This is a genomic window from Psychrobacter sp. JCM 18900 (assembly GCF_904846625.1).
Taxonomy (GTDB): Bacteria; Pseudomonadota; Gammaproteobacteria; order Pseudomonadales; family Moraxellaceae; genus Psychrobacter.
The window spans coordinates 232,483-254,983 of sequence record NZ_CAJHBL010000001.1; the positions used below are offsets into that span (position 1 = coordinate 232,483).

At 43.2% G+C, this 22,501-nt stretch carries 17 protein-coding genes; 9 read left to right on the top strand and 8 right to left on the bottom strand.

Going from position 1 to position 22,501, the window contains the following annotated elements; translation table 11 throughout:
* The first annotated feature begins 108 nt into the window (after nucleotides 1–108).
* The gene (gene yfaE / locus JMX96_RS00920) at nucleotides 109–378 is read left to right on the top strand and encodes a class I ribonucleotide reductase maintenance protein YfaE (RefSeq protein WP_101205363.1); all 270 of its coding nucleotides are present in this window, start codon (nucleotides 109–111) and stop codon (nucleotides 376–378) included.
* Between the two features lie 198 nt (nucleotides 379–576).
* Here yfaE and JMX96_RS00925 read toward each other — a convergent pair whose 3' ends face one another.
* Complete coding sequence (locus tag JMX96_RS00925) at nucleotides 577–1,902, bottom strand: S1C family serine protease (protein ID WP_201566687.1); 1,326 nt, start codon at nucleotides 1,900–1,902, stop codon at nucleotides 577–579.
* A gap of 380 nt (nucleotides 1,903–2,282) precedes the next feature.
* Here JMX96_RS00925 and JMX96_RS00930 point away from each other — a divergent pair, with 380 nt between their 5' ends.
* On the top strand, nucleotides 2,283–3,107 hold the full coding sequence (locus JMX96_RS00930) for a Nif3-like dinuclear metal center hexameric protein (protein WP_201566701.1): 825 nt from the start codon (nucleotides 2,283–2,285) through the stop codon (nucleotides 3,105–3,107).
* Nucleotides 3,108–4,187: 1,080 nt separating this feature from the next.
* The gene (locus tag JMX96_RS00935; protein WP_201566704.1) at nucleotides 4,188–5,396 is read left to right on the top strand and encodes a transglycosylase SLT domain-containing protein; all 1,209 of its coding nucleotides are present in this window, start codon (nucleotides 4,188–4,190) and stop codon (nucleotides 5,394–5,396) included.
* A gap of 164 nt (nucleotides 5,397–5,560) precedes the next feature.
* Here the strand turns inward: JMX96_RS00935 and JMX96_RS00940 are convergent, their stop codons facing one another.
* From JMX96_RS00940 to JMX96_RS00950, 3 genes are all read right to left on the bottom strand, one after another.
* Nucleotides 5,561–8,548: a LysM peptidoglycan-binding domain-containing protein gene (locus JMX96_RS00940; RefSeq protein WP_201566707.1), complete on the bottom strand. Its 2,988-nt coding sequence runs from the start codon at nucleotides 8,546–8,548 to the stop codon at nucleotides 5,561–5,563.
* A gap of 245 nt (nucleotides 8,549–8,793) precedes the next feature.
* On the bottom strand, nucleotides 8,794–9,288 hold the full coding sequence (locus tag JMX96_RS00945; protein ID WP_101205368.1) for a hypothetical protein: 495 nt from the start codon (nucleotides 9,286–9,288) through the stop codon (nucleotides 8,794–8,796).
* Nucleotides 9,289–9,672: 384 nt separating this feature from the next.
* Nucleotides 9,673–10,971 (bottom strand): CNNM domain-containing protein, encoded by a 1,299-nt coding sequence (locus JMX96_RS00950; RefSeq protein ID WP_179797489.1) that lies wholly within the window; start codon nucleotides 10,969–10,971, stop codon nucleotides 9,673–9,675.
* A gap of 547 nt (nucleotides 10,972–11,518) precedes the next feature.
* Between JMX96_RS00950 and yajC the strand changes: the two genes are divergently transcribed.
* The 6 genes from yajC to JMX96_RS00980 all read left to right on the top strand — a co-directional run bounded on the left by yajC (nucleotide 11,519) and on the right by JMX96_RS00980 (nucleotide 18,264).
* A complete protein-coding gene (gene yajC / locus JMX96_RS00955) occupies nucleotides 11,519–11,848 on the top strand; it encodes a preprotein translocase subunit YajC (protein WP_057759529.1) in 330 nt (109 codons plus the stop codon).
* A 392-nt stretch (nucleotides 11,849–12,240) separates the two neighbouring features.
* Nucleotides 12,241–14,118 (top strand): protein translocase subunit SecD, encoded by a 1,878-nt coding sequence (gene secD, locus JMX96_RS00960; RefSeq protein WP_101205370.1) that lies wholly within the window; start codon nucleotides 12,241–12,243, stop codon nucleotides 14,116–14,118.
* Between the two features lie 9 nt (nucleotides 14,119–14,127).
* On the top strand, nucleotides 14,128–15,390 hold the full coding sequence (gene secF, locus JMX96_RS00965) for a protein translocase subunit SecF (protein WP_201566710.1): 1,263 nt from the start codon (nucleotides 14,128–14,130) through the stop codon (nucleotides 15,388–15,390).
* A 231-nt stretch (nucleotides 15,391–15,621) separates the two neighbouring features.
* Nucleotides 15,622–17,028: an MATE family efflux transporter gene (locus tag JMX96_RS00970; RefSeq protein ID WP_201566713.1), complete on the top strand. Its 1,407-nt coding sequence runs from the start codon at nucleotides 15,622–15,624 to the stop codon at nucleotides 17,026–17,028.
* 155 nt (nucleotides 17,029–17,183) lie between these two features.
* Nucleotides 17,184–17,915, top strand: coding sequence for an AzlC family ABC transporter permease (locus JMX96_RS00975; protein ID WP_227676840.1), 732 nt, complete (start codon nucleotides 17,184–17,186; stop codon nucleotides 17,913–17,915).
* Nucleotides 17,905–18,264, top strand: a complete 360-nt coding sequence (locus JMX96_RS00980) for an AzlD domain-containing protein (protein ID WP_201566716.1) — start codon at nucleotides 17,905–17,907, stop codon at nucleotides 18,262–18,264. Before JMX96_RS00975 ends, JMX96_RS00980 begins: the two co-directional genes overlap by 11 nt.
* 119 nt (nucleotides 18,265–18,383) lie before the next feature.
* Here JMX96_RS00980 and purF read toward each other — a convergent pair whose 3' ends face one another.
* From purF to JMX96_RS01000, 4 genes are all read right to left on the bottom strand, one after another.
* The gene (gene purF, locus JMX96_RS00985; RefSeq protein ID WP_201566719.1) at nucleotides 18,384–19,919 is read right to left on the bottom strand and encodes an amidophosphoribosyltransferase; all 1,536 of its coding nucleotides are present in this window, start codon (nucleotides 19,917–19,919) and stop codon (nucleotides 18,384–18,386) included.
* A 235-nt stretch (nucleotides 19,920–20,154) separates the two neighbouring features.
* Entirely contained in the window at nucleotides 20,155–20,652 is a 498-nt protein-coding gene (locus JMX96_RS00990) for a CvpA family protein (RefSeq protein ID WP_201566722.1), read from the bottom strand.
* A gap of 30 nt (nucleotides 20,653–20,682) precedes the next feature.
* On the bottom strand, nucleotides 20,683–21,717 hold the full coding sequence (locus tag JMX96_RS00995) for a quinone-dependent dihydroorotate dehydrogenase (RefSeq protein ID WP_057759514.1): 1,035 nt from the start codon (nucleotides 21,715–21,717) through the stop codon (nucleotides 20,683–20,685).
* A gap of 214 nt (nucleotides 21,718–21,931) precedes the next feature.
* Nucleotides 21,932–22,333, bottom strand: a complete 402-nt coding sequence (locus JMX96_RS01000) for a DUF4870 family protein (RefSeq protein WP_227676841.1) — start codon at nucleotides 22,331–22,333, stop codon at nucleotides 21,932–21,934.
* Nucleotides 22,334–22,501: the final 168 nt, after the last annotated feature.

The window sequence follows — 22,501 nt, forward strand, 5'->3', positions numbered from 1 at the left end:
GGCTTAAGCGGTAAAAATTTTAAATTATAAAATTTTTACCGCTGTAATCATCTTATGGGTTAATAGTAGGGATAGCAGTAGCACAGACATATCCCAATAGGATTCACGATGACTTGGGTAATGACCAGTAAAAAGCAGTTCTATCTACACGATGACGAGAGTCTGCTAGATGGATTGCTACGCACCGGACACGAGGTAAACTATCAATGCCGCGAAGGCTATTGTGGTAGTTGCCGAGTCAAGCGTATTGCTAGCTCGCATACAGTCGATTATCCATTTGACCCACTGGCGATGATTGAAGAAGATGAAATCCTGCCCTGCTGTTGCCGTGTACAAGGTGTCATCTACATCAATCATGATCCGATTGAAAAGTTATAGCAGGGTTATAGGCTTAATGACTATGAATAGAGGGTTATATATAGATAAAGATAGCCTTCTAGTTTCAGAAAAATCAGCTCCAACAAAAAGCGCGCTCCTTTAAATAAGGAGCGCGCTTTTTTATGCTATCAGCTAAATGCATGTACTGTCTCATACATACATTATGAGTCAGCACATAGTGGTAACAGTAACTACGACTTATTGCGACGCGGCATCTTGTTCAAACAGTTTCATCAGCTCCTCACGCATACGATCACGCTCTGCCTTTGACATCATCGGCGTTTCTTCATCGCCTTGAATGTTTGGTTGCTCCATTCCACCCATGCTCTCATTTTGTAGTACAACAGGACGCTCAAGTGGTTCTTGTGCTGGACGCTCTTCTAGCGTGATTTTTACTTGGGCGTTTTTACCTTGACGTAGTATCTGCGCATCCAGTTCAGTATTTGGTGGCTTACGAGCAACATACTGAATCAAGGTATTGGCATCTGTCATCTCGACATCGTCGATGGTTAGGACGATATCACCGACGCGTAGACCACTTTTTGCCGCTGGACTATTATCAATGACGTTTAGTACCTCTACGCCTGTTGATGTCTCTAGCTGCGTTGGATCACGTAGCTGTGACTGAATCTCGATACCCAACCAGCCACGACTGACACGGCCGTCTTTAATCAAGGCATTCATCACCTGCTCAACCAGTGCTGTTGGAATCGCAAAGCCAATACCCATCGAGCCACCAGAGCGCGAGAATATGACGGTGTTGATACCGACTAGCTCGCCATGAGCATCGACCAGTGCGCCGCCTGAGTTACCCGGATTAATCGCCGCATCAGTCTGGATAAAGTCTTCAAACTTATTAACGCCCAGTCCAGTACGACCAGTCGCTGAGATAATCCCCTGCGTCACTGTCTGACCTACGCCAAATGGATTACCAATTGCTAGCGCCAAATCGCCCACACGAATCGGATCTTCGCGGAAGCCAAGTGGCGTCAGCCCTGTCATATCGACCTTGATCACAGCTAGGTCACTATCAGGATCTGTGCCGATGATTCTAGCACGGCTCTTACGACCATCATTAAACGCGACTGTGATCTCATCGGCCTTTTCGATCACATGGGCATTGGTCACGATATAGCCATCTTCTGATACGATCACACCAGAGCCTAAATTGGTATTGCCCTGCTCTTGTGATGGGCCACCATGATATTCAAAAAACCGGCGCAGTACGGGATCATCCATATAAGGATGCTCGGTCATCGTTTGTGTCGTATAGATATTGACTACAGACTGCGACGCACGCGCCACCGCATTATGATAAGAAGAGATAGGCGCTGGCGTGTCCGACACTGGTTCTGCTGCTTGCTGCTCAGCAGGCGGGGTTCTCGGCGGCTCCCATGTGGCCTCCGACGTCGACTTCATACTCGTGAACAACCAGATAAACGCTGCCAACACTAGCAGCAATAAGACCCAAGGTAACCATTTTAATAAAGACGCCTTGTTATTGGTGTTCCGGGATGACGACATATAAAACCTCTATAAATTTATTGCAAACAGACAGTGAAAAACAAAGTGAGATAATAGCGACCGCTTAGCTAATATTGACTCATTCATCGGATGGTCGAATGCTATACAGCTAGGCAGACTCACGTGTATAAATTATAACCGCAATACCAGTAAATAGTAACGTATCGTGTACCATTTCAGTTATCTAGCTTGTCTGCTTGCTTACAACGGCATGTTAAAATAGCTTTTACGATACTCGACACTTCAGCATTTCGAGAATTGAACATAAAGTCAAAAGAGCAAAACCAAACACTCTCAAACATGACAGATAATACATAATTTTTGCTTAATTAATCTATAGCACCTTACGACATACATTTTATTGATGACAGGAAAACATAATGACTGCAAATCATACGACAGCTGAATCCAATACTCAAAGCATCAGCGCTCAGGCGTTGACACAGTTCTGTGACGACTACTTATCTACCAGCGCGTTTAAAGACTATGCGCCAAATGGCCTACAAGTCGATGGTGGACAACCGATTCAACGTATTGTCACTGGTGTCACTGCTTGTGAAGCCCTAATTGATGCTGCGATCGCTGACAATGCCGATGCGATTATGGTGCATCATGGATACTTCTGGAAAGGCGAACCTGCACCGCTCACTGGGATGAAAGGTCGACGCGTGCGCAAACTGATGCAACACGGTATCTCTATGATTGGTTATCATCTACCGCTTGATGCACACCCAATCTCTGGCAACAACGCAAAACTTGCTGACATGCTCGGCATGACGATTATTGGTGCGCTCTATCCTACCGAATCCCATCCTGTTGGCAATATCGCCACTTGCACACCGCAAACTGCTGACGATCTCATTGCAACCATTACTCAGGCCTTAGGTCGCGCGCCATTACATATCTCAGCTGAGTATCATGCAGACGCTTCTGCTCAGACGAGTAGCAGGTTGATCGAACGTGTGGGTATATGTACGGGCGGTGCGCAGGATATGATTGAGCAGGCTGCTACTATGGGCTGTGATGTGTTTATCTCAGGTGAGATATCTGAGCGTACTACGCATAGCGCGCGTGAGCTTGGGATTGACTATTTTGCTTGTGGTCATCATGCAACGGAGCGTGGCGGTATTCAAGCGTTAGGAGAGATAGTCGCTCAAAAATTTGGCCTACCAGTTACCTTTATCGATATCGAAAACCCAGCATAAAGTAGCTACTTAAAAAACTAGTTTAAATAATTGTCATTGATAGAGAAAAACTTGTAAAGAAAACGATAGTTTAAAAGCCAAACTAGACTTGTTAACAGCTATAGTCACACCATAAGCATAAAGTCTAGTTTGACTACTATTTGAACTTTGTTATTCTATTTTTGATTATTATGTACCAAATATCTGGAAAATTAACCGTTTATATCTCAATTGTTAAGTTTTATCGCTTTTTTCTTAACTCCACTTGAATAATGCAATTAGTAACCGCATATTACTACCCGTAAGAAAGAACGTTTTGTCATGAAACTTCCCATTATTACAGCTTCCGGTTATGGCACTAAAATAATGCTGGTAGTTGTTTAAGACTTTATCATGCTATATCAGCGATAAGATTTTAAGCCGCTACCCATTGAAATACTATGTTTGCACTATATATGTTAGCGATATGGTATTTTTTATTTTTGGTGTCGCGATGACGGTATGACATAGTCAGTTTGATAGACCGCTATAAACTATCAATCTTGGTTATTTTGCTTACCCTCATTGCTGGACAAACAACTTTAGTAGCCAGCTATCCTATTACTAGTAACTTAATATTAGTGATTCAAAGTATAGCCAGCCATCAAAGTTAGCATAGTTAAAACAGATGAATGTATTTGCCTCATTAGCAAAACCTTACATCAATGTTTCAAGCTATGTTTTTGTCTCAATAACTTAATCATGACCTTACCTATGTTTGATATATAGTTGTTTGGCCACTAGCCATATTTAGTTATCGATGAAGGAATCATCTGATTTATATCCTTCGCGTCGTTGTGCGTTCAGTATTTTAAACCAGTACTTATAAGCACGGTTTAGAACATTTTTATGACATATCGATAGCTGGCTGACGACAAACTATCCCACTAACTCTTAGAGAGAGTACGCTAGTGGCGCTATAATCAAACAAGATAGAGTGGCATTTATCCTATTAAAAATGCCGCTCTATTTAAGACACGATATCGATATATGTCAATATTATGCATATATATTTATACGTGTTTTTGCGGTAAGAAGGATGGCTAAAATCAGGAGACATCCATGCAGCGTATTACTTATCGTGTAAAAGTATCTGCGCAAGGGGCCAAACGCCGTATTTCTTATTTACTGCGTCCATCTAAACGCCTACTAAACACCAAAAGTAACATCGTTTCATCCGTTACCCCTATTGCGTTTAATCGTTTTGCCAGAACCAAGAAGCTGGCACAAATCTCTAGCATCGCTCTACTCTCGTTGCCCGCTGAGAGTTTGACGACCATGAACACATCGGTACCAGCCTATGACAATGTCATGCTGGAAAACACCTTGACCATTGCTGCGGTACCAGGCGATAGCACTTACTTTGCTACCGATGGCTTCCAACATGGTTTTGGGTTTGATCTGGTGCGCACTTATGCCGACGAGCTCGGTGTCGATATCAATCTAAAAGCCTACGCCAGTGAAGAAGCGGCGCTAAAAGCATTAAGAACCGGCAACGCTGACATGGCGTTGACTACGGCTAGCACCAAGCTAAAAAGCCAGCTGAACCTATCGTCTATCAATGTCAGCTGCGGTTATGACTCTAGTCTGACTAAAAATGGTCTACATCCTAAGGTAAGTTGGACGTTCAGCTCATCCAATGACCCACTATCAAGAAAGGCCAGTTACTTTTTGTGCGACAGCATCAAGCTACAAAACACACAGAAACTTGCCGCGTTCTACAATCAAAACTTGCTTAAAGATGCCTATAGTCAGGATCATTTCCAAAGAACGTTGACGGAAAAGTTACCGGACTATCAATCTTCATTTGAAGAGCAAGCACGCAATTATAATCATGATTGGGAACTATTGGTCGCGATGGGTTATCAAGAATCACATCTTGATGCCAACGCTGTCTCGCCGACTGGCGTACGCGGGTTAATGATGCTGACCAACAACACTGCAAAAGCGATGGGCGTCTCAGACCGTGTCGATCCTTACCAAAGCATTGGTGGCGGTGCACGCTATCTAGAGCAAGTGAAAGCGGACTTCTCTGACGTGCCAAAAACTGACCGTATCTGGTTTGCCCTTGCAGGTTATAACATGGGTCCCAATGCGGTAAAAAGAATCCAACGTGAACTACGAGCTCAAGGTATCGATGATAAGAGCTGGGCGAATGTCTATGCTTATTTAGCAGATAATAGAGCGTCGAATAGCCGTTATGGTCAAGCCATGCATTATGTCAGTAATATCAGAAGCTATCTTGAGACTATTAAAACTCAGACGGTCTAGTTTGTAGCTATTACTAGGCGGTTTGCAAGCTAAACCTTCACAGTTATTTATTCTTGTTAAATAAAAAAGCTGCTCTTATAAAGAGCAGCTTTTTTTGTGCGATACGATTAACAGTCAATATTAATGACGCCTTGTTTAAACGGTATCCATTAATATTTTATTCATTAGCGATTTGGAACTGTCAGACGCTGACCACGCTGCAACATCGTATCAGCGGCAATATTGTTCATATCAGCCAGCTCTTGTGTTGATACGCCATATTTACGTGCTAGACCAATCAAGCTATCGCCCGAACCAACCGTGTAGCTTACTGTCGCTTTTGGTACTTTAAGCGTTTGGCCGCGTTGTAGCTGAGCATTGGTCGCTAGATCATTGGTCGCTGCTAAGTCCTCTACTGAGATGCCAAACTGACGTGCTAAAGCAATTAAGCCATCACCAGATTTAACTTTGTAGTTTTCAGTATTACCTAATTTCGTACCACTGCTTGCTGAGCTACTACTGTTACTACTAGCAGAGCTGCTGCTTTGGCTGCTACTAGATGGACTTGCAACACTGCCGCTAGCAGGAATAGTGATAGTACGGCCCAGTATCAGATTCGAGTTGGTATTCAAGTTATTTGCTGATGCCAAATCACTTAAGCCAATATTGTAACGTTTGGCGACACCCGTTAATGTATCACCTGATTTTACTTTGTAGCTGACCGCTTTGTCATTCAACTGACGATCGACCAATTCTTTAGAAGCAGGTACTTTAATCGTTTGACCACGTTGCAAGCGAGCTTTTGCATCAAAGTTGCTATTTACTGCAGCCAGCTCCGTTGCACTCACTCCGATGCTGTTCGCAATACCAATCAGCGTATCACCTGACTTTACTTTGTAATTGGTGGTCGCGACTGAGCTTGAGCTGTTACTACTAGCACTTGTCGTGCTTGCAGCATCAAAATCAACACTGGCTGGCACTTTAAGCGTCTGACCAACATACAGCGAACTTGTGCTGTTAATACCATTTAGACTGGCTAAAGTATCTGTCGACACATTGAATTGACGTGCCAATGCAATTAAGCCATCTCCTGCTTTTACTTTATAGTTTTTGGTCGCAGTGCTTGATTTACTCGGCTTGGTAGAAGGCGCTGCAGGTGTCGTCGCCGGTGCAGTTACTTTACCCGGTATGAGCCATAATTTTTGACCTCTAAGCAGATCAGCACGGCTGCTCAGGTTATTATAACTGGCTAGCTGAGTGACCGATAAGCCAAAACGATTGGCCGTACCAATGAGCGTATCACCACCTTGTACAACATAACTATCAGGCTGACTAGCGGCGGCGTTGTTAGCAGTACTCAATGGCTCGATAGTCTTGGCATTATATAGATATAACGTACTGCCAGAGAGCAGATTGGCACTGGCATCTATCTGGTTCCATTCTGCGATATCACGCCAGCTGACCCCTGCTCGACTCGCAATGTTCGAAAGCGTATCGCCACGTTTTACCGTATAAGTGGTACGCGTGCCTTGTGGTTTTGGCTTACTTACCGAGGTTTTGGCAAAGCTAAGTTTTTTCTCTGCGCCGCTCGCTTCTAAGATAGACTGCTGCGTCTGTACGGCTGATAGATTAATGTTGCCATCAGCATTGATGACATTGGTCTCAGAAGTATTTCTACGGATTTGATTGGCGATGAAATCACGCTCTTCTTTGCTAAGCGGTGGCTCTTGGACAATCGTATTGTTCTGAGTAATCTGAGCTGAGGTGGTCGGTAAGCTGTTACTGCTCTTAAGCTCAGCATTGATTTTGTTAGTCTCTGCGGTGGTCAGCGGTGGCTCAGTACGAGCTGAGGAATTGCCGCTGTATACCGAACTGCTAGTCGGTGTCGCAGATGGTGAGATATAGCTTGTAGTCTGCTGCGGTACACTTGCGCTAGCGGCATAATCAGCCAATGCACTACCAGTCGATGGCAGAGATGAGGCAGTATATGGTTTGTTATTGTAACTTGGCGTAGTCGCTGTCGTACTTGAGCTACTTGCATTGTTTGAAGCGAGCACATTGCCTGTACCGTTACCTCTGAGCCCACTTAGTTTGGCATCGGCATTAAGGCTGACGTCGTTTGGAATGATGATACGCTGTGGACCTGAAGAATCAACACGGCCTGATGTCAGTGCAGTATTTAGACGCTCTAGCTCATCGTAGCTAACGCCAGTCAACTGCGATACTTCTGCCAAGCTCACACCATAGTTAACAGGTACACTGCGGAAATGCTGACGGTTAGCGATAGCTGGTAGATATACACCATACTGCTCAGGCTTAGCGACGATTTCGGCTACAGCTAAGAAACGCGGCACATAGTTCATCGTTTCAGTCGGTAATTGAAGTGACCAGTAATCTGTTGGTAGTCCGCGCGCTGCATTGGCATCGATTGCTTTCTGTACACGGCCAGGGCCAGCGTTATAAGCAGCCAATGCTAGCTCCCAACTACCAAACTGGTTGTGCAGTGCTGTCAAGAAGTCATAGGCAGCACGTGTCGATTCGATAACATCGCGGCGACCATCGTAAGTACTGCTTTGGTTCAAGCCGTAGATACGGCCTGTACTCGGGATAAACTGCCATAAGCCTGCAGCTGCCGCACTACTCGTACCACTTGGATCGTAAGAGCTTTCGATAACCGGTAGCAAGGCAAGCTCTGTTGGGATGTTGCGACGCTCTGCCTCTCGTACCGTATGATAGATATAACGACTGGCACGTGCAGTTAGGCGATTTAGATAATCCTGTCTACTGGTAAACCAACTTTTTTGACCTTCAATACGCTGATTATAGATTGGCTTACCACCATTCATGCGGTAGCCTGCGCGTAGACGATTCCACAAATCACCATATTGCTGAATAGCAAGTTGGTTACCTTCTACCATGGTCATGTCAGTGGCTTCTAACAAGTCAGCCAACTCATCCAAACTCTCTGCATCTAAAAACGCAGTTGAGTAGTCTGCACTACCTGTATTAGCCCCTTGATTGGCAGGACTTTTGGTGATGACAGATGAGCTATTGGTCGCACCTTTGTTTTTTACCGCTGATGTATTGCTACACGCACTAATCAGTAAAGTGGATACCGCAAGCGTCAATGGCAACGCAATAAATGAGCGAGAGTGTGATAGCACAGTAGACATGATATTGGAGGTTTCCTAACGACAGAAATTAATAAGATAAAGTTGATGGATAGTATAGTATGCAATGTAAAGCAAAGACTAGCCTAATATAAAAGATAATAATAGACGCTCAAGTAGCCTATAAAACTAAGTAATGACTATTATTATCCAGCTAAGACTTTTTATAGGTCAAAATCGCAGCTAGCTCAATCAGCTATTGTCTATGTTACCTATTGTATTTTGAGTCTTACTTGCTCGATGATGACTTAATTAATAGCCACCTGAGACACTGCACGCAAGAGCACTGCATTACCAGTAGATAAGGTCAAGGTCACACGAGATGTGGTGACAAATGATACTTGCTGACCATTTTTTACCCAGCTTTCATTGGTCGTCACATTGGCTTTGGCTTGTGAACCAGTAATAACCACGTTGTCTACCGAAATATCATAGCGATAATTAGACGTATCATTCCAACTGTTTTGCAGCAGCTTTAAATACGCATCTTTATCTAAACTGGTAGATTTACCTTTTCTAGATAAAGAAATAAGCGCGTCATCTGACACAAGGCGCGATACCTGATTGATACTTTGGCTATTCGCTGATGCTTTCATTGCGGCGGCATAGTTCTGTACCAAATCTTCGGTCATAGTAGCCGCTTGTGCATTGATACTGATGGTGCTGGCTACTGCTACAATTGCAGTGATGCTGGCGCTTTTCACCAATAGAGCTAATAGCCTATTTCCCAATAATTTTTTCATGATAATCCTTAGCGATATTTTTTTCGTTAGTGTCATATAGTGACGATTAACGCTCTTTTATCATTTATTTTGGCAGTGTATCTGTATAGATATATCTATATAAGTATACTCATATCATATGCCGAGCCTATCATCGAATTCTCACAGCCATGTGACACCCTGTGTAATTATTGCGAATAGAAACCCAAGCTATCAAATCAAATGTTCTTAACATTTTATGCTGTAAATTCTAGCTCAAACGGTTAGATGCTTTGTAGCTCTAGCTTGATAGTCAGCCCATAATGAGCTGACCATTTTTAAACCATCAATCTTTAGAACCGTCAATACTATGGTTAAGCTATCAACGCTAGAGTTTGGCTTCATTAGGGCATAGTTAAGGTTTCGTTAGGACTTAGGTTCACTGTTACTGTCTTCATACTGCTCATCATCGCTGAGCTTCATACCCAAACGCTCTACCCGTCTATCCATCATCTGACGAGCCAAGGCTTGCATGTCTTCGACGCGGTCTATCTCATCAACAATCTCAAGACCTAACAATGTCTCAAACACATCTTCTAACGTGACAAGCCCTTTAACTTCACCATATTCACCGACTGTAATCGCAATATGAATACGGTTTTTTAGCATCAACTCTAATAAATCAAACAGCTTCATTTTAGAGAAAACAAAGGTGATGTCGCGCTGAAATTGCGTCAACGGCTTGTGCATAGCATGGTTAACTTTAGCCAGTAGCATGTCCGTTTTTAGGACAAAGCCTGTAATGTTATCCAAATCACCATCATAGATTGGCAAGCGAGAAAACGTCAGCTTTGGACGATCAACCAATAGCTCAGCGACGGTTTTATTCTCTTCAAATGCGAGCATCACCGAGCGCGGTGTCATGATATCTTCGACTTTAATAGCGCCAAACGCGAGCAAGTTACGAATGATACGCGACTCTAGTGGGTCAATTTGACCTGACTCTTCGCCGATACTAGCAAGAGCAGCAAATTCGCGGCGGCTAAATGTTTGCGGTTCTTTACCACGAACCAATAGTTTCGTCAGACGCTCTGAGAACCAGATTAACGGGTATAGCAGCAGGATGATGCCACGAACGAAATAAGCAACCAAACCACTTAGCTGACGCCAGTAAACCGTACCCAAAGTTTTTGGGATAATCTCAGACAAGAATAAGATAGCAAGCGTCATGAGGGCAGAAAACAGACCAAACCACGCACTACCAAAGACGATCGTAGCCTGTGCACCCGCACCGATAGAGCCAAGTGTATGGGCAACGGTATTTAACGTTAAAATAGCAGCTAGCGACTGGTCAATATTGTCCACTTTGAGACTTTTAAGCATTTCTGCTTTTTTTGGACTGGTTTCTTGCACATCCGCAATAAACGATGGTGTCATGCTCAGTAAAACAGACTCTGCTAATGAACAGACAAAAGAGACACCAATGGCGAGTAAGACAAAAAATATCAATAAAGAAACGCTAAGCGCAGTTGGTGCTGCCGCCTCGCTGGATGTTGATACAGCACCAGCTGCCCACACTGCCTGCGGTAGCATAAGAATTGCTAATGCAGATAGTGCTGAAAAAGAAGTATAACCAAATCGAGAACTAGTCGTCATTCTCGGGGGAGGTTCTGCAGATGCGTCTTTACGATGAGCGCGCGGACGACATAAACGAGGTACAAACATAAAAGTGGTGAACAAGTTAGGTAACCTAAAAAGAGTAAAAGGAAGATAATGTCATGAGCAATTTATATTGATTTTCAGATTATCATTAACAAAATAATAAAAGATATCTGTCTATCGTATAAATAGTTACTCAAAGCTGATTTAATCGCTATTTCAAAGCCATACTATGCTTTAAAAAGCCGTAATATGGTTCAATATATAGCATACTAAATACAGGCAGTCATTGCCATTTGATAGTAGCATTGATGATACCATTTCACAATAAGTCGCCATTTTTAAGTTTTTGTTTTTTGATGACTTTTATTACCCTACTATTAACGGTTGTATGACGACATCTTTACTAGCCAATTCATGACAGTTATTTAGACTGAAGCTTTATATGGATTATCTGAATATAGTAAAAACATTGTTGTCCTATCCGTTGGCTGATAGTATGCCTTACGCTAAGAAAAACACGCTCAGCCTATGATTAACAGTTACCAAGTCTGGGATTTTTTGTTACTATGCGTCTAATTTTATTATTGTCTATGACTTATTGAGAGATATTATGAGCTTATTTATTCAAGCTGCCCATGCTGCGCCAGAGACTGCAGGTGCTGCAGGTCTATTCGGTCAGATTTTACTGCCTGTTGCGTTTTTTGCGATTTTTTACTTCTTGGTCATTCGCCCGCAGTCTAAGCGTACCAAAGAACACCGTGCCATGGTTAACGCATTAACCGTTGGTAGTGAAATCATTTTCGCTGGTGGTTTAATGGGTCGTATCAAAGCAATCGAAGGCGATTATGCCGTTGTGAGCCTAAACAACAATACTGACGTAAAAGTACAACGTGCTTCTGTTATTTCAGTATTACCTGCTGGCACGATCGAAAGCGTTTAATTAGAATGTTCACTGGTTTTTATTAGTGAAAATTTATTAGTGAACATTCGATAGTCGTCACATTAACGAATGTAATGACTAAAAAATGACCGTATATGATTTACGGTCATTTTTCGCTATTAACACAGTAAGGTAAAATTGCTATATAAATTAGGCTTACTGTTTAGATGTCCTATCTTTATCCAATCTAGCCATATGATTTTTGATGACCAGATAAACAGACATCTGTATTATTTGCTTTACTGTTTTATGCGTTACTATCATCGCGGATGATCGCAATGGTGCATGATGACGGCTGCTGAACATAGCACTCGACCGTTGCTATCGCTAACTTCCCATCTGCTAACTTGTGGCCTACGTCGCCAGTCGTTTATCAACTTAAAGAAGTGATTATGCAATATCCCGCTTGGAAATACTTACTAATTGCCGTCGTGCTACTCGTTGCCGGTCTATATGCTGCCCCCAACCTTTATCCTGACGAACCTGCTGTGCAGATTACGAGCGCAGCCGCAGGAACTCAGCTATCTGAAGGCATCTTGACCGAGTCTCAAAGCTTACTCGAAGAGGCAGGTCTAGATAACCACGATGGTACGTTTGAGGGCAACAGCGCGCTGGTACGCCTCAACAACCCAGTCGATCAGCTAAAAGCGCAAGAAGTGCTACGTCAAAACTTGGGCGAAGACTATGTCGTTGCCCTTAACCTAGCACAGACTACCCCGCAGTGGCTACGTGATATCGGTGCAAGACCGATGAAGCTTGGTCTCGATTTACGTGGTGGTGTACGCTTTGTACTCGAAGTCGATATGGACAAGGCGCTTGAACAGCGTTTGACCAGTGCCAGTCGTGATATGCGACGCGAGCTACGTGCTGAGCGAGTAGCAATCAAAGGTATCAAGACCGAAGATCGCGGCGTGGTATTGCATTTTGCTGATACTGATACTCGTAACCGTGCCCAAAACGTATTACAAGGCTCAATGAGCAATACGTTTAACTTGCAGTCTTCTATTGATGATCAAGGTCCTGCATTGGTCTTATCGTATAACGATGCGACACTTGACGAAATCAATAGCTACGCGGTCAACCAGAACTTGACGACTCTACGTAATCGTATTGCTGAGCTGGGTGTTACCGAAGCTTTGGTACAGTCGCAAGGCGCTAGCCGTATCGTCGTTGAGCTACCTGGTGTACAAGATACTGCTGAAGCAAAACGTGTACTTGGTCGTACTGCAAACCTTGAGTTCCGTATGGTGGCAGAAGACGCCGATACCTATACTGGCGGCATACCTCCAGCGGGCACAGAAGCATTCCCATTTGAGACACTTGATGGTCCGCCTGTATTGTTAGATCGTCAAGCGATCGTCACAGGCGACAAAGTAACCAACGCGCAAACTGGCCTAGATGAAAGCGGTCTACCTGAAGTAAGTATTACCTTGGACAGTGCTGGCGGCAAGCTCATGCAGAACGCCACTCGTACAGCGGTTGGTCAACAAATGGCAGTACTGTTCATTGAAAACAAACAAAGAATCACTTACGAAGAAGATCCGGCCACTGGTGAGACGACTGAAGTACGCACACCTTACGCTGAAACAAAGGTCATTAACCGCGCCAACATTCAAGCGGTATTAGGTTCATCATTCCGTATTACTGGTCTAGATAGTAGTGCTGAAGCAGCTGAGCTTGCGCTATTGCTACGCTCGGGCGCACTTGCTGCACCGATGTACTTCGTAGAAGAGCGCACTATTGGTCCATCACTCGGTCAAGAAAACATTGATAAAGGATTGTTTTCTACGCAGGTCGGCTATCTATTAGTCTTCGCGTTTATGATTATCTTCTATCGCCTGTTTGGTGTGATTGCCAACGTTGCGCTAGCCGTTAACGTTATTATTATCATTGCGATTATGTCAATTCTGGGTTCATCACTTACCCTACCGGGTATCGCAGGTATCGTCTTGACCATTGGTATGGCGGTTGATGCCAACGTACTGATTTTTGAGCGAATACGAGAAGAGATTGCCAATGGTGTCCGGCCAAAATCAGCCATTGTGGCAGGTTTCGATCGTGCATTTAGCAGTATTTTTGATGCCAACATTACAACCTTATTGGTCGCGTTTATCCTATTTGCGATTGGTACTGGTCCGATTAAAGGCTTTGCGATTACGCTAGCTATTGGTATTGTCAGCTCGCTATTCACCGCAATTTTGGTGACACGTGCACTGGTACAAATTGCTTATGGTAAGCGTAAATCCATCAAAAGTCTGAGCATCGGTTAGGAGAATATTATGGCGAGCGATAATAACAACCCTTTAGAACAGCAGAATAATCCTGATCGAAATGGCTCAAACGGTGAGACGACCAATGCAAGTACGCGTCGCCGTAACAAACCGCGTCGTGATGGTAAAGGTAGCAATACTAAAACCAATAACCCTACTACCGCAAAATCAGGTAAAAGCCCTAGTCGTCGCGGTGGTAAAGGTCAAAATGTCAAAGACAGTCAAGCACTGTCTACCGCTGTTGATTCTGACGTAATATCAGGTGACGCCGCTGATGATGCCGCAGCCGTCGCTGAAGGTGGCATCAAAGCGGTTGGCAACCAGCGTATCATTCCATTTATGAAGATAGAAAAGCCGATGGCACTACTATCTTTATTTATGGTGATCGGTAGTATCATTGCTATCGCGGTAAACGGTCTGAACTTAGGACTAGACTTTACTGGTGGTGTCTCTGCTGATGTGCGCTATGAGCAGCCTGTTGAGCAAGTTGCTGTTGTACAAGCACTAGCAGACAATGGCTTCGATGATGCGGTTGTACAGTATCTAGGTACTCGTGAAGAGCTATTGGTACGTCTACCCCCTCAGTCTGATAACGTCGATGGGCTAAGTGCAAATCTAACGCAAGCATTGGCATTACCTAACAATACCGCTACGATTAGCAACGTGAATATCATTGGTAGCCAAGTTGGTAATGAGGTTTATCTAAACTCAGTCATGGCATTGGTATTGGCACTGGTTTGTATGCTTGGCTATGTTGCCCTACGCTTTCAGTTCAAACTGTCTCTAGGTGCAGTACTGTCACTATTCCATGATGCCGTCGTAACCATCGGTGTGTTTGCACTATTCGGTTTCCCATTTGACTTAACAGTCTTGGCTGCGGTATTAGCATTGATTGGTTATTCATTGAACGATACCATCGTTGTCTATGACCGTATTCGTGAAAACTTCCGTCGTGTTCGCGGAATTACGCCAGAACAGACGATTGATTTGTCATTGACCGAAACGCTACGCCGTACGATTATGACCATTTCAACTGTTCTATTGGTCGTACTAGCCATGCTCTTCTTGGGCGGTGATGGATTATACTGGTTCTCAGTAGCTCTGTTTATTGGTTTGCTTGCAGGTACTTACTCATCGACTTATATTGCCAGCTCGATTCCGCTGCGCATGGGTCTATCACGTGATGACTTTATCGTAAAAGTAAAACCAGAATTTGAAGAAGAAATCGTTACTTTCAACGATCCAAAAATGTTTGAGCAAGACAACGTTTAGTAAGGTATATTAGATGGATTGATACGTTGAACTAGCGTGTTATCACACTTTATATAATTACTGATTGTACAGCTACAACGTTTAAATAAAAGCACCTGACTCATGAATAATGAGTCTAGGTGCTTTTGTCTTTATAGCTATTTTGTCTCTTATATTAAATGTACTGCCTTACAATTTTATTATCATTTAACGAACACACCTCTTTATCGTTCACGTATAAACGAGCTACCCATGTCAGCTAATTCAGCAACTTCTCAAGCGATGCCACCTATTGACACAAGCTATAAGCGTATTGTCGCGATTGCATTGCCTGTGCTACTCGCCAATTTGGCTATGCCATTGCAGAGCGTGATTGATACGGCCATTGTCGGCAATATGAATGACACAGCGAAACTTGCTGGTATGGGTTTAGCCATACAGCTGCTATCGCTATTGCTTGTTAGCTTTAACTTTTTGCAGTATGCATCATCTGGGCTTGCTGCGCAGGCATTGGGACAGCTGGCTAATAATACTAGCAATACATCGGCCGTATCAGTGCCCACGCCTTTGCTGTCTATCTTACAACGCGCGTTACTATTGGCGTTTGTTATTGGAGCAATATTACTACTCGCAAAACCATGGCTGATTGATTTTGGCTTAAAAGCACTGTCAGCCAATCCTGAAAGTGGACGCGCAGCAAAAACCTACTTAGACGTACGCTTTTGGGGCGTGATTGCGGAGCTGATGAATTTTGCATTTATTGGTTGGTTTGCAGGACAAGGCAAGACCCGTTATATGCTTTACCAGCAAGGCTTTATTGCTGTACTTAATATTGTACTGACTCTGTTTTTTGTATTTGCAATGCAAATGGGATTAGCTGGTGTTGCACTGGGAACGACTATTGCATTTTGGTTTGGAATACTGATGGCATTATGGTTGAGCCGCCAACATTTAAAAATATCGTGGTCTGTATTATTCAAAGCAGATCGTCAATACTTTACGAAAGAAAAGATGCTTAGGTTATTTTCTTTAAACAAAGATATCTTTGTACGTACCCTTATTTTAACGCTAAGCTTTGCTTGGATTACTCGACTTTCTGCCCAAAGCGGTGATGTCATACTGGCTGCCAATGCTATTTTATTGCAAGTATTAAGCATATCTGCTTTCGCTTTAGATGGCGTCGCTGTCTCTGCTGAAACATTGAGTGGACAAGCCGCAGGGCGACGTGACTGGCCACGTTTTCGTATTATTGTGAAGCGTACAGGCGTGGTTAGTTATGGCCTTGCTATCATGTTGAGCGCCATTTGGTGGCTTGCAATGCCTACGTATTTAGGATTTATGACCAATATTGAGTCAGTGTTTGCTCTCGCCTATGATTACCATTTATACGCTGTACTATTGCCTCTTGTCGGCGTCGGTGCCTATTGGCTGGATGGGATATTTTTCGGTTTGACGGCTGGTAGTGTGATTCGTAATGCGGCGCTGATACTGGCTGCGATTTTCTTCCCTTTGAGCTGGTTGCTCTATCAGCAATGGGATATGACAGGTATTTGGCTTAGCGTGTGGTGTCTATTATTATTGAGACTAGTCATCCTAGGTGGGTTTTTGTACCGTGCCAATCAGACTGGCAGTTATGAAAAACCACAACCTGAAACTTAGTTAATTTTATACTATGTTTGCTCTATCAATTTTCGATAAATCATTTTTATTAAGCACGTTTTTTACTTTTTAATTTTGCAGCAATACCGTTTGAATCAATAATTTTTATATCAATAGATTTATAAAAATATCATAAGAAAAATTTAGGATATCGTGTGAATACTCATTCAAATGAATTAAGCCATCAACATGAAAACCGCTACCACTGGGCTGAGGGCTTTAAAAAAAGCTTGCCAGTTGCTATGGGATATCTGCCTGCCGGTATTGCCTTTGGTGTACTCGCACAGGTAGCAGGTATCCCGATATGGGCAACGATTATGCTCAGTATCATTCTCTATGCTGGTGCAGCTCAGTATGCTTGTCTGCCAATGCTAAGCGCTGGCCTACCGATTGGCAATATCGCCACCAATATTGCCGCGATTAATCTACGCCATGTATTCTATGGCATGCCGTTATTACAGTATCTACCAAAAAATAAGCTGACCAAGACGTATTGTCTGTTTGCTTTGACTGATGAGACTTTTTCGATCATGACAAGCTTACCAAATGAGTCGCGACGAGCCCTGATACTTCCTATTAGCTTATTTAACCAAAGCTGGTGGGTACTGGCGAGTACGGTTGGCGTAATGATTGGTAGTACGCTCAGTGACTTGGTACCAAATTTAGATTTTGCGTTGGTTTGTCTGTTTGCGATTCTTGCTTATGAGCAATTTCAAAGTATCAAACGCTACTTCCCTATTGGTATTGCCGTGCTTGGCTTAATCATTGCTTCGCTATTTACCAGTGACTGGTTGCTACTAGTAGCCATCACTATCTGTATGTTTATGATTTTGGTACGTGGGTTTTGGATAGAGCGTCAAAAGACGGGAGACTCTTATGACCAGTAGTTATCTTATTTTTGCTACGCTTGCCATGGCAGCAGTGACCTTTATCACTCGTGCATTGCCAGCACTGATACCTAGAAAGCTACTCGATACACCTTGGCTACATCGATTAAATGAGAGCTTACCGTTGTCCGTGATGGTGCTGCTAATTTTGACTAGCCTTTCCTATCAGGACTTATCGATGACTGTTACTTTATATGACACCGAGTTGCATCTATTAATGGCACAAGTCGGTGCACTTATTTTGGTATTGTTTATTTATCATATCAGCCGTCAGCTTTTGGTCAGTATGGTTGTCGGTATCGCAGCAATCAATGGTCTGTTTTGGTTATTTAACAGCTTCTTAGGCTAAAACTGTTTTGACCATTTATATAAACGTCAGTACCCTTAGCGATACTTTAAACATAAAAAAGCTAGATTCTATTTAGAATCTAGCTTTTTGTTATCTGAAAACAATGGCTTTAGTTTAGCTTAAAGCTCTTCTACGCCCATCATATCAACTGGGGTATCAGCTACTATTTGTACGCCTTTTTTACCAGTTTTGGCAGTATCATTACGCTGCTCTTGCAGGTGATCAAGATACGCTTCATTGATCTGACCAGTGATATAGCAGCCGTTAAATACCGCACAATCAAAACCTTCCACTCGGCTATGCTTGGTATCTTTTACTGCGTCAATCAAATCATCCAAATCTTGGAAGATTAAACGATCTGCACCGATAATATCACGTACTTCTTCGACACTATTGCCTGAGGCAATAAGCTCGCTACGTACTGGCATATCAATGCCGTATACGTTTGGAAATTTCACTGGGGGCGCAGCACTGGCAAAAAACACCTTGTTAGCACCAGCATCTCGTGCCATTTGAATGATTTCATGACAAGTCGTACCACGAACGATAGAATCATCAACCAATAGGACGTTTTTGCCTTTGAATTCTAGTGGCACAGCGCTCAGCTTTTGGCGAACTGATTTTTTACGCTGCTGCTGACCTGGCATAATAAACGTACGACCGATGTAGCGGTTTTTCATAAACCCTTCACGGTACTTGACGTTCATTTTTAGCGCCAGCTCCATCGCTGAAGTACGCGACGTATCTGGAATTGGAATGACCACGTCGATATCATGATTCTCACCCCATTCAGCAAGGATTTTATCTGCCAGTTTTTCACCCATACGTAGGCGTGATTTATAAACTGAGATATTGTCCATAATTGAATCTGGACGAGCAAAGTAAACATATTCAAAGATACAAGGCGTGTATTCTTTTTGCTCGACGCACTGATGCGTATGTAGCTTATGGTTCAAATCAATAAAGATCGCTTCGCCTGGTTTTACATCACGAACGATAGTGAAGCCAGAACCTGTCAATGCAACTGATTCAGAGGCAACCATATACTCAGTGCCGCCATTCGGTGCCATACGCTTACCAAAGATAAGTGGACGGATACCGTTTGGATCACGGAATGCAAGCAAGCCATGACCCGTGATCAAAGCGACAACGCCGTAAGCACCTTCACAACGTTTATAGACAGCTTTTACTGCTTCAAAGATATCATCAGCAGTTGGATGGGTCTTGCCTAGATTCTGCATCTCATGTGCCAGTACGTTTAACAGTACTTCAGAATCTGAGTCAGTATTAAGGTGGCGGCGATCTTCGATGTACAAAGATTTGGCCAAACTCTCAGCATTGGTCAAGTTACCATTGTGCGCAAGGGTAATACCATATGGTGAGTTGACATAAAATGGCTGCGCTTCGGCGCTGCTAGAAGTACCAGCTGTCGGGTAACGAACGTGACCGATACCGAACTTACCAACCAGTTTCATCATATGACGATTCATAAATACGTCACGTACCATGCCATTTTCTTTACGTAGATAGAGTCGCCCATCTTGCAAAGTGACAATACCTGCTGCATCTTGCCCGCGATGCTGTAGCATCGTCAAACCGTCATAAAGAATCTGATTGACTGGTTCGTGAGCTGCAACTCCAATGACTCCACACATAATAGCTATATCCTATTTTGACTCATACATTAGTACGACAATAACGGCAAACTTAACGACAGTATATTGCTAAAACCATTCACTGTCGCACGCCGCTAACCTGATGATATTGTAAGAAACTTAACGAGATTTTTCGATAATCTATTTTTGATTATCAGTGAAACGTGCAAAAACTTAGAAGTATAGAAAGAAGTAAATAATGGACAGTTAGATAAAATAATAGGCAATTCAACAATTACGACTGATTGACCTGATCCCAAGCCATGCCTAATACATCTGATACTAACGCCTTGCCCATCGGTGCATATGGCATTAGCTCAGGCGCTAGTACGGAGGTTTGCCACTGCGGCATCTGTACTAGCAATGGCGCACTGACGCTCAGTACAACCAAGACCATTAGTACGTTTTTGGCAGCACCCAGTACGCCGCCCGCCATTTTATCCAAGACGCCCAAACGTAAGGTTTTGAGCACGCCTGAGAATACAAACGCCATCAGATGCATGATTGCCAATATGGCAATCACTACCAATAAAAAGGCCATGGCCATCTGTAGTACAGGGTTTTGTACGATACCCGTTAATTGGGGCGACACTACTCCTGCCAGCTTAGTAGCAGCGATAAGGGCGATAAACCAACCTACCAAGCCTATTGCTGTTTTAATCAGTCCTACTTGAAAGCCGCGCCATAAGCCAATCAAGACAACGATAGCAATCACAATATCTAAACCACTCATGCTTTACGCCTTATTACCTTATCTATTGGATTAGCTTTCCATGGCATCGTAATAGCCACCGATTGCCTGAATGCAAGACTGCACCAGCCCAGGACCACGATAAATAAGCCCCGTATAGAGCTGTACCATGTCTGCGCCTGCTTCAATTTTTTTGACGGCTTTGGCACCACTATCGATACCGCCCACGCCTATCAAAGCGACTTTACCATCTAACTGATCAGAGAACTGTTGCAAAATCTGGGTACTAATATGACTCACAGGACGACCGGATAGACCACCCATTTGATCACCATCACGCAAGTCTTCGACACCTACGCGGCTCAATGTTGTATTGGTGGCTATCAAACCATCAATTTCAAAGTCTATTAATTGCTGCGAGATATAATCAACTTGTAATGGCTCTAAATCTGGAGCAACCTTAAGCACTAATGGGACATAAAAACCATATTCAGTAGCCAACTGACTGTGACGGTTTTTGATCGTATCCATCAGCTGAGTTAGTGCTTCACCACTTTGCAAATCACGTAAGTTTTTGGTGTTTGGCGATGAGATGTTGACCGTAATGTATGAGGCATGCGGATACACACGCTCTAAGCAATACACATAATCATCAGCGGCTTGCTCTACCGGCGTATCGGCATTTTTACCAATATTGATACCGATATTGCCTTTATATTTACAGCGTTTGACATTGTCGATTAGATAATCAACGCCTTCATTGTTAAAGCCCATACGATTGATAATCGCGTCTGCTTGCTTGATTCTAAACAGTCTTGGCTTGTCGTTGCCTACTTGCGGTCTTGGCGTGACGGTTCCTACTTCTATAAAACCAAATCCTAATTCAGCCAGCGCGTCAATATAATCGCCGTTTTTGTCCAAGCCTGCTGCCAGACCAACTGGGTTAGAGAACTGCAAACCCATACAGTCTGTTGGTTGCATTGACTGACCATACGCCAAGCCTAAAACACGCGCTTTATGCGCTTTATCCAATAAAGATAGTGTCATCTCATGGGCGTGTTCGGGATCCATATTAAACAAAAAAGGACGAAGTAAGGCATAAGACATAGTGATGGCAGACCCTGCTTGGAAGAAATAGTGAATAAAAAATGCGAATGAAATCGGGCGCAGCGATTATATCAGCTTAACAGAAATAAGAGCAAAGTTTCAGTCGCTAAATTTCTACATTTAAGCAGTAACCAATACTGATGAGTCTCTGCTACATAACGATGAATTGTCGTTTTCTAAGTTAAAGACATAGCACGAAGGTACTCTTAAACATCTACGGTACTGGACGCCCATCAGTCAACGCAATCCAACCACGTATAATGCGATATAAATGCCAGATAAAGGTAAAGGTCATAATCAGCAAACCAAGACCAGCCAATAATATTGAGCCAATAGCGATATTGCCACTATCCGCCAATACGCTAACGCCAAAGCCGCCTAATGCAAAGGTAATCAAAATAATGCCAATGACGAACCAAACAACACTGTACCAAAAGGTCTTGATTTGCCAATCGAAATGCGTGGCCAACCATGATCCATTAGCATCATGGCGCTTGGCATAGTTCATGGCAATCGGCACAATCCACAGCAGACCTGCAGTAAAGTAGCTGATCACATATAAGAAATAAGTGATATGGTTATAAGTAATTAAAGAACGGCGCTTATCATTGCTCATACTGTCCCGCATTATGTGAGGTTTTCCTTACTGGTAATATTTTTATTCAATAGTCATATGATTAACTATTTAATGGAGCCGGATAAATGGCTTTTCAATGATACCACCGATAAAGCATTATTTTGCTGTCGAGGATTGAGTGTCGAGTACTAGACACACAGTGTTATA

Coding starts and splice junctions, on each gene's coding strand:
- yfaE (WP_101205363.1), top strand. CDS start 109: ATGACTTGGGTAATGACCAGTAAAAAGCAGTTCTATCTACACGATGAC.
- JMX96_RS00925 (WP_201566687.1), bottom strand. CDS start 1,902: ATGTCGTCATCCCGGAACACCAATAACAAGGCGTCTTTATTAAAATGG.
- JMX96_RS00930 (WP_201566701.1), top strand. CDS start 2,283: ATGACTGCAAATCATACGACAGCTGAATCCAATACTCAAAGCATCAGC.
- JMX96_RS00935 (WP_201566704.1), top strand. CDS start 4,188: ATGCAGCGTATTACTTATCGTGTAAAAGTATCTGCGCAAGGGGCCAAA.
- JMX96_RS00940 (WP_201566707.1), bottom strand. CDS start 8,548: ATGTCTACTGTGCTATCACACTCTCGCTCATTTATTGCGTTGCCATTG.
- JMX96_RS00945 (WP_101205368.1), bottom strand. CDS start 9,288: ATGAAAAAATTATTGGGAAATAGGCTATTAGCTCTATTGGTGAAAAGC.
- JMX96_RS00950 (WP_179797489.1), bottom strand. CDS start 10,971: ATGTTTGTACCTCGTTTATGTCGTCCGCGCGCTCATCGTAAAGACGCA.
- yajC (WP_057759529.1), top strand. CDS start 11,519: ATGAGCTTATTTATTCAAGCTGCCCATGCTGCGCCAGAGACTGCAGGT.
- secD (WP_101205370.1), top strand. CDS start 12,241: ATGCAATATCCCGCTTGGAAATACTTACTAATTGCCGTCGTGCTACTC.
- secF (WP_201566710.1), top strand. CDS start 14,128: ATGGCGAGCGATAATAACAACCCTTTAGAACAGCAGAATAATCCTGAT.
- JMX96_RS00970 (WP_201566713.1), top strand. CDS start 15,622: ATGTCAGCTAATTCAGCAACTTCTCAAGCGATGCCACCTATTGACACA.
- JMX96_RS00980 (WP_201566716.1), top strand. CDS start 17,905: ATGACCAGTAGTTATCTTATTTTTGCTACGCTTGCCATGGCAGCAGTG.
- purF (WP_201566719.1), bottom strand. CDS start 19,919: ATGTGTGGAGTCATTGGAGTTGCAGCTCACGAACCAGTCAATCAGATT.
- JMX96_RS00990 (WP_201566722.1), bottom strand. CDS start 20,652: ATGAGTGGTTTAGATATTGTGATTGCTATCGTTGTCTTGATTGGCTTA.
- JMX96_RS00995 (WP_057759514.1), bottom strand. CDS start 21,717: ATGTCTTATGCCTTACTTCGTCCTTTTTTGTTTAATATGGATCCCGAA.
- JMX96_RS01000 (WP_227676841.1), bottom strand. CDS start 22,333: ATGAGCAATGATAAGCGCCGTTCTTTAATTACTTATAACCATATCACT.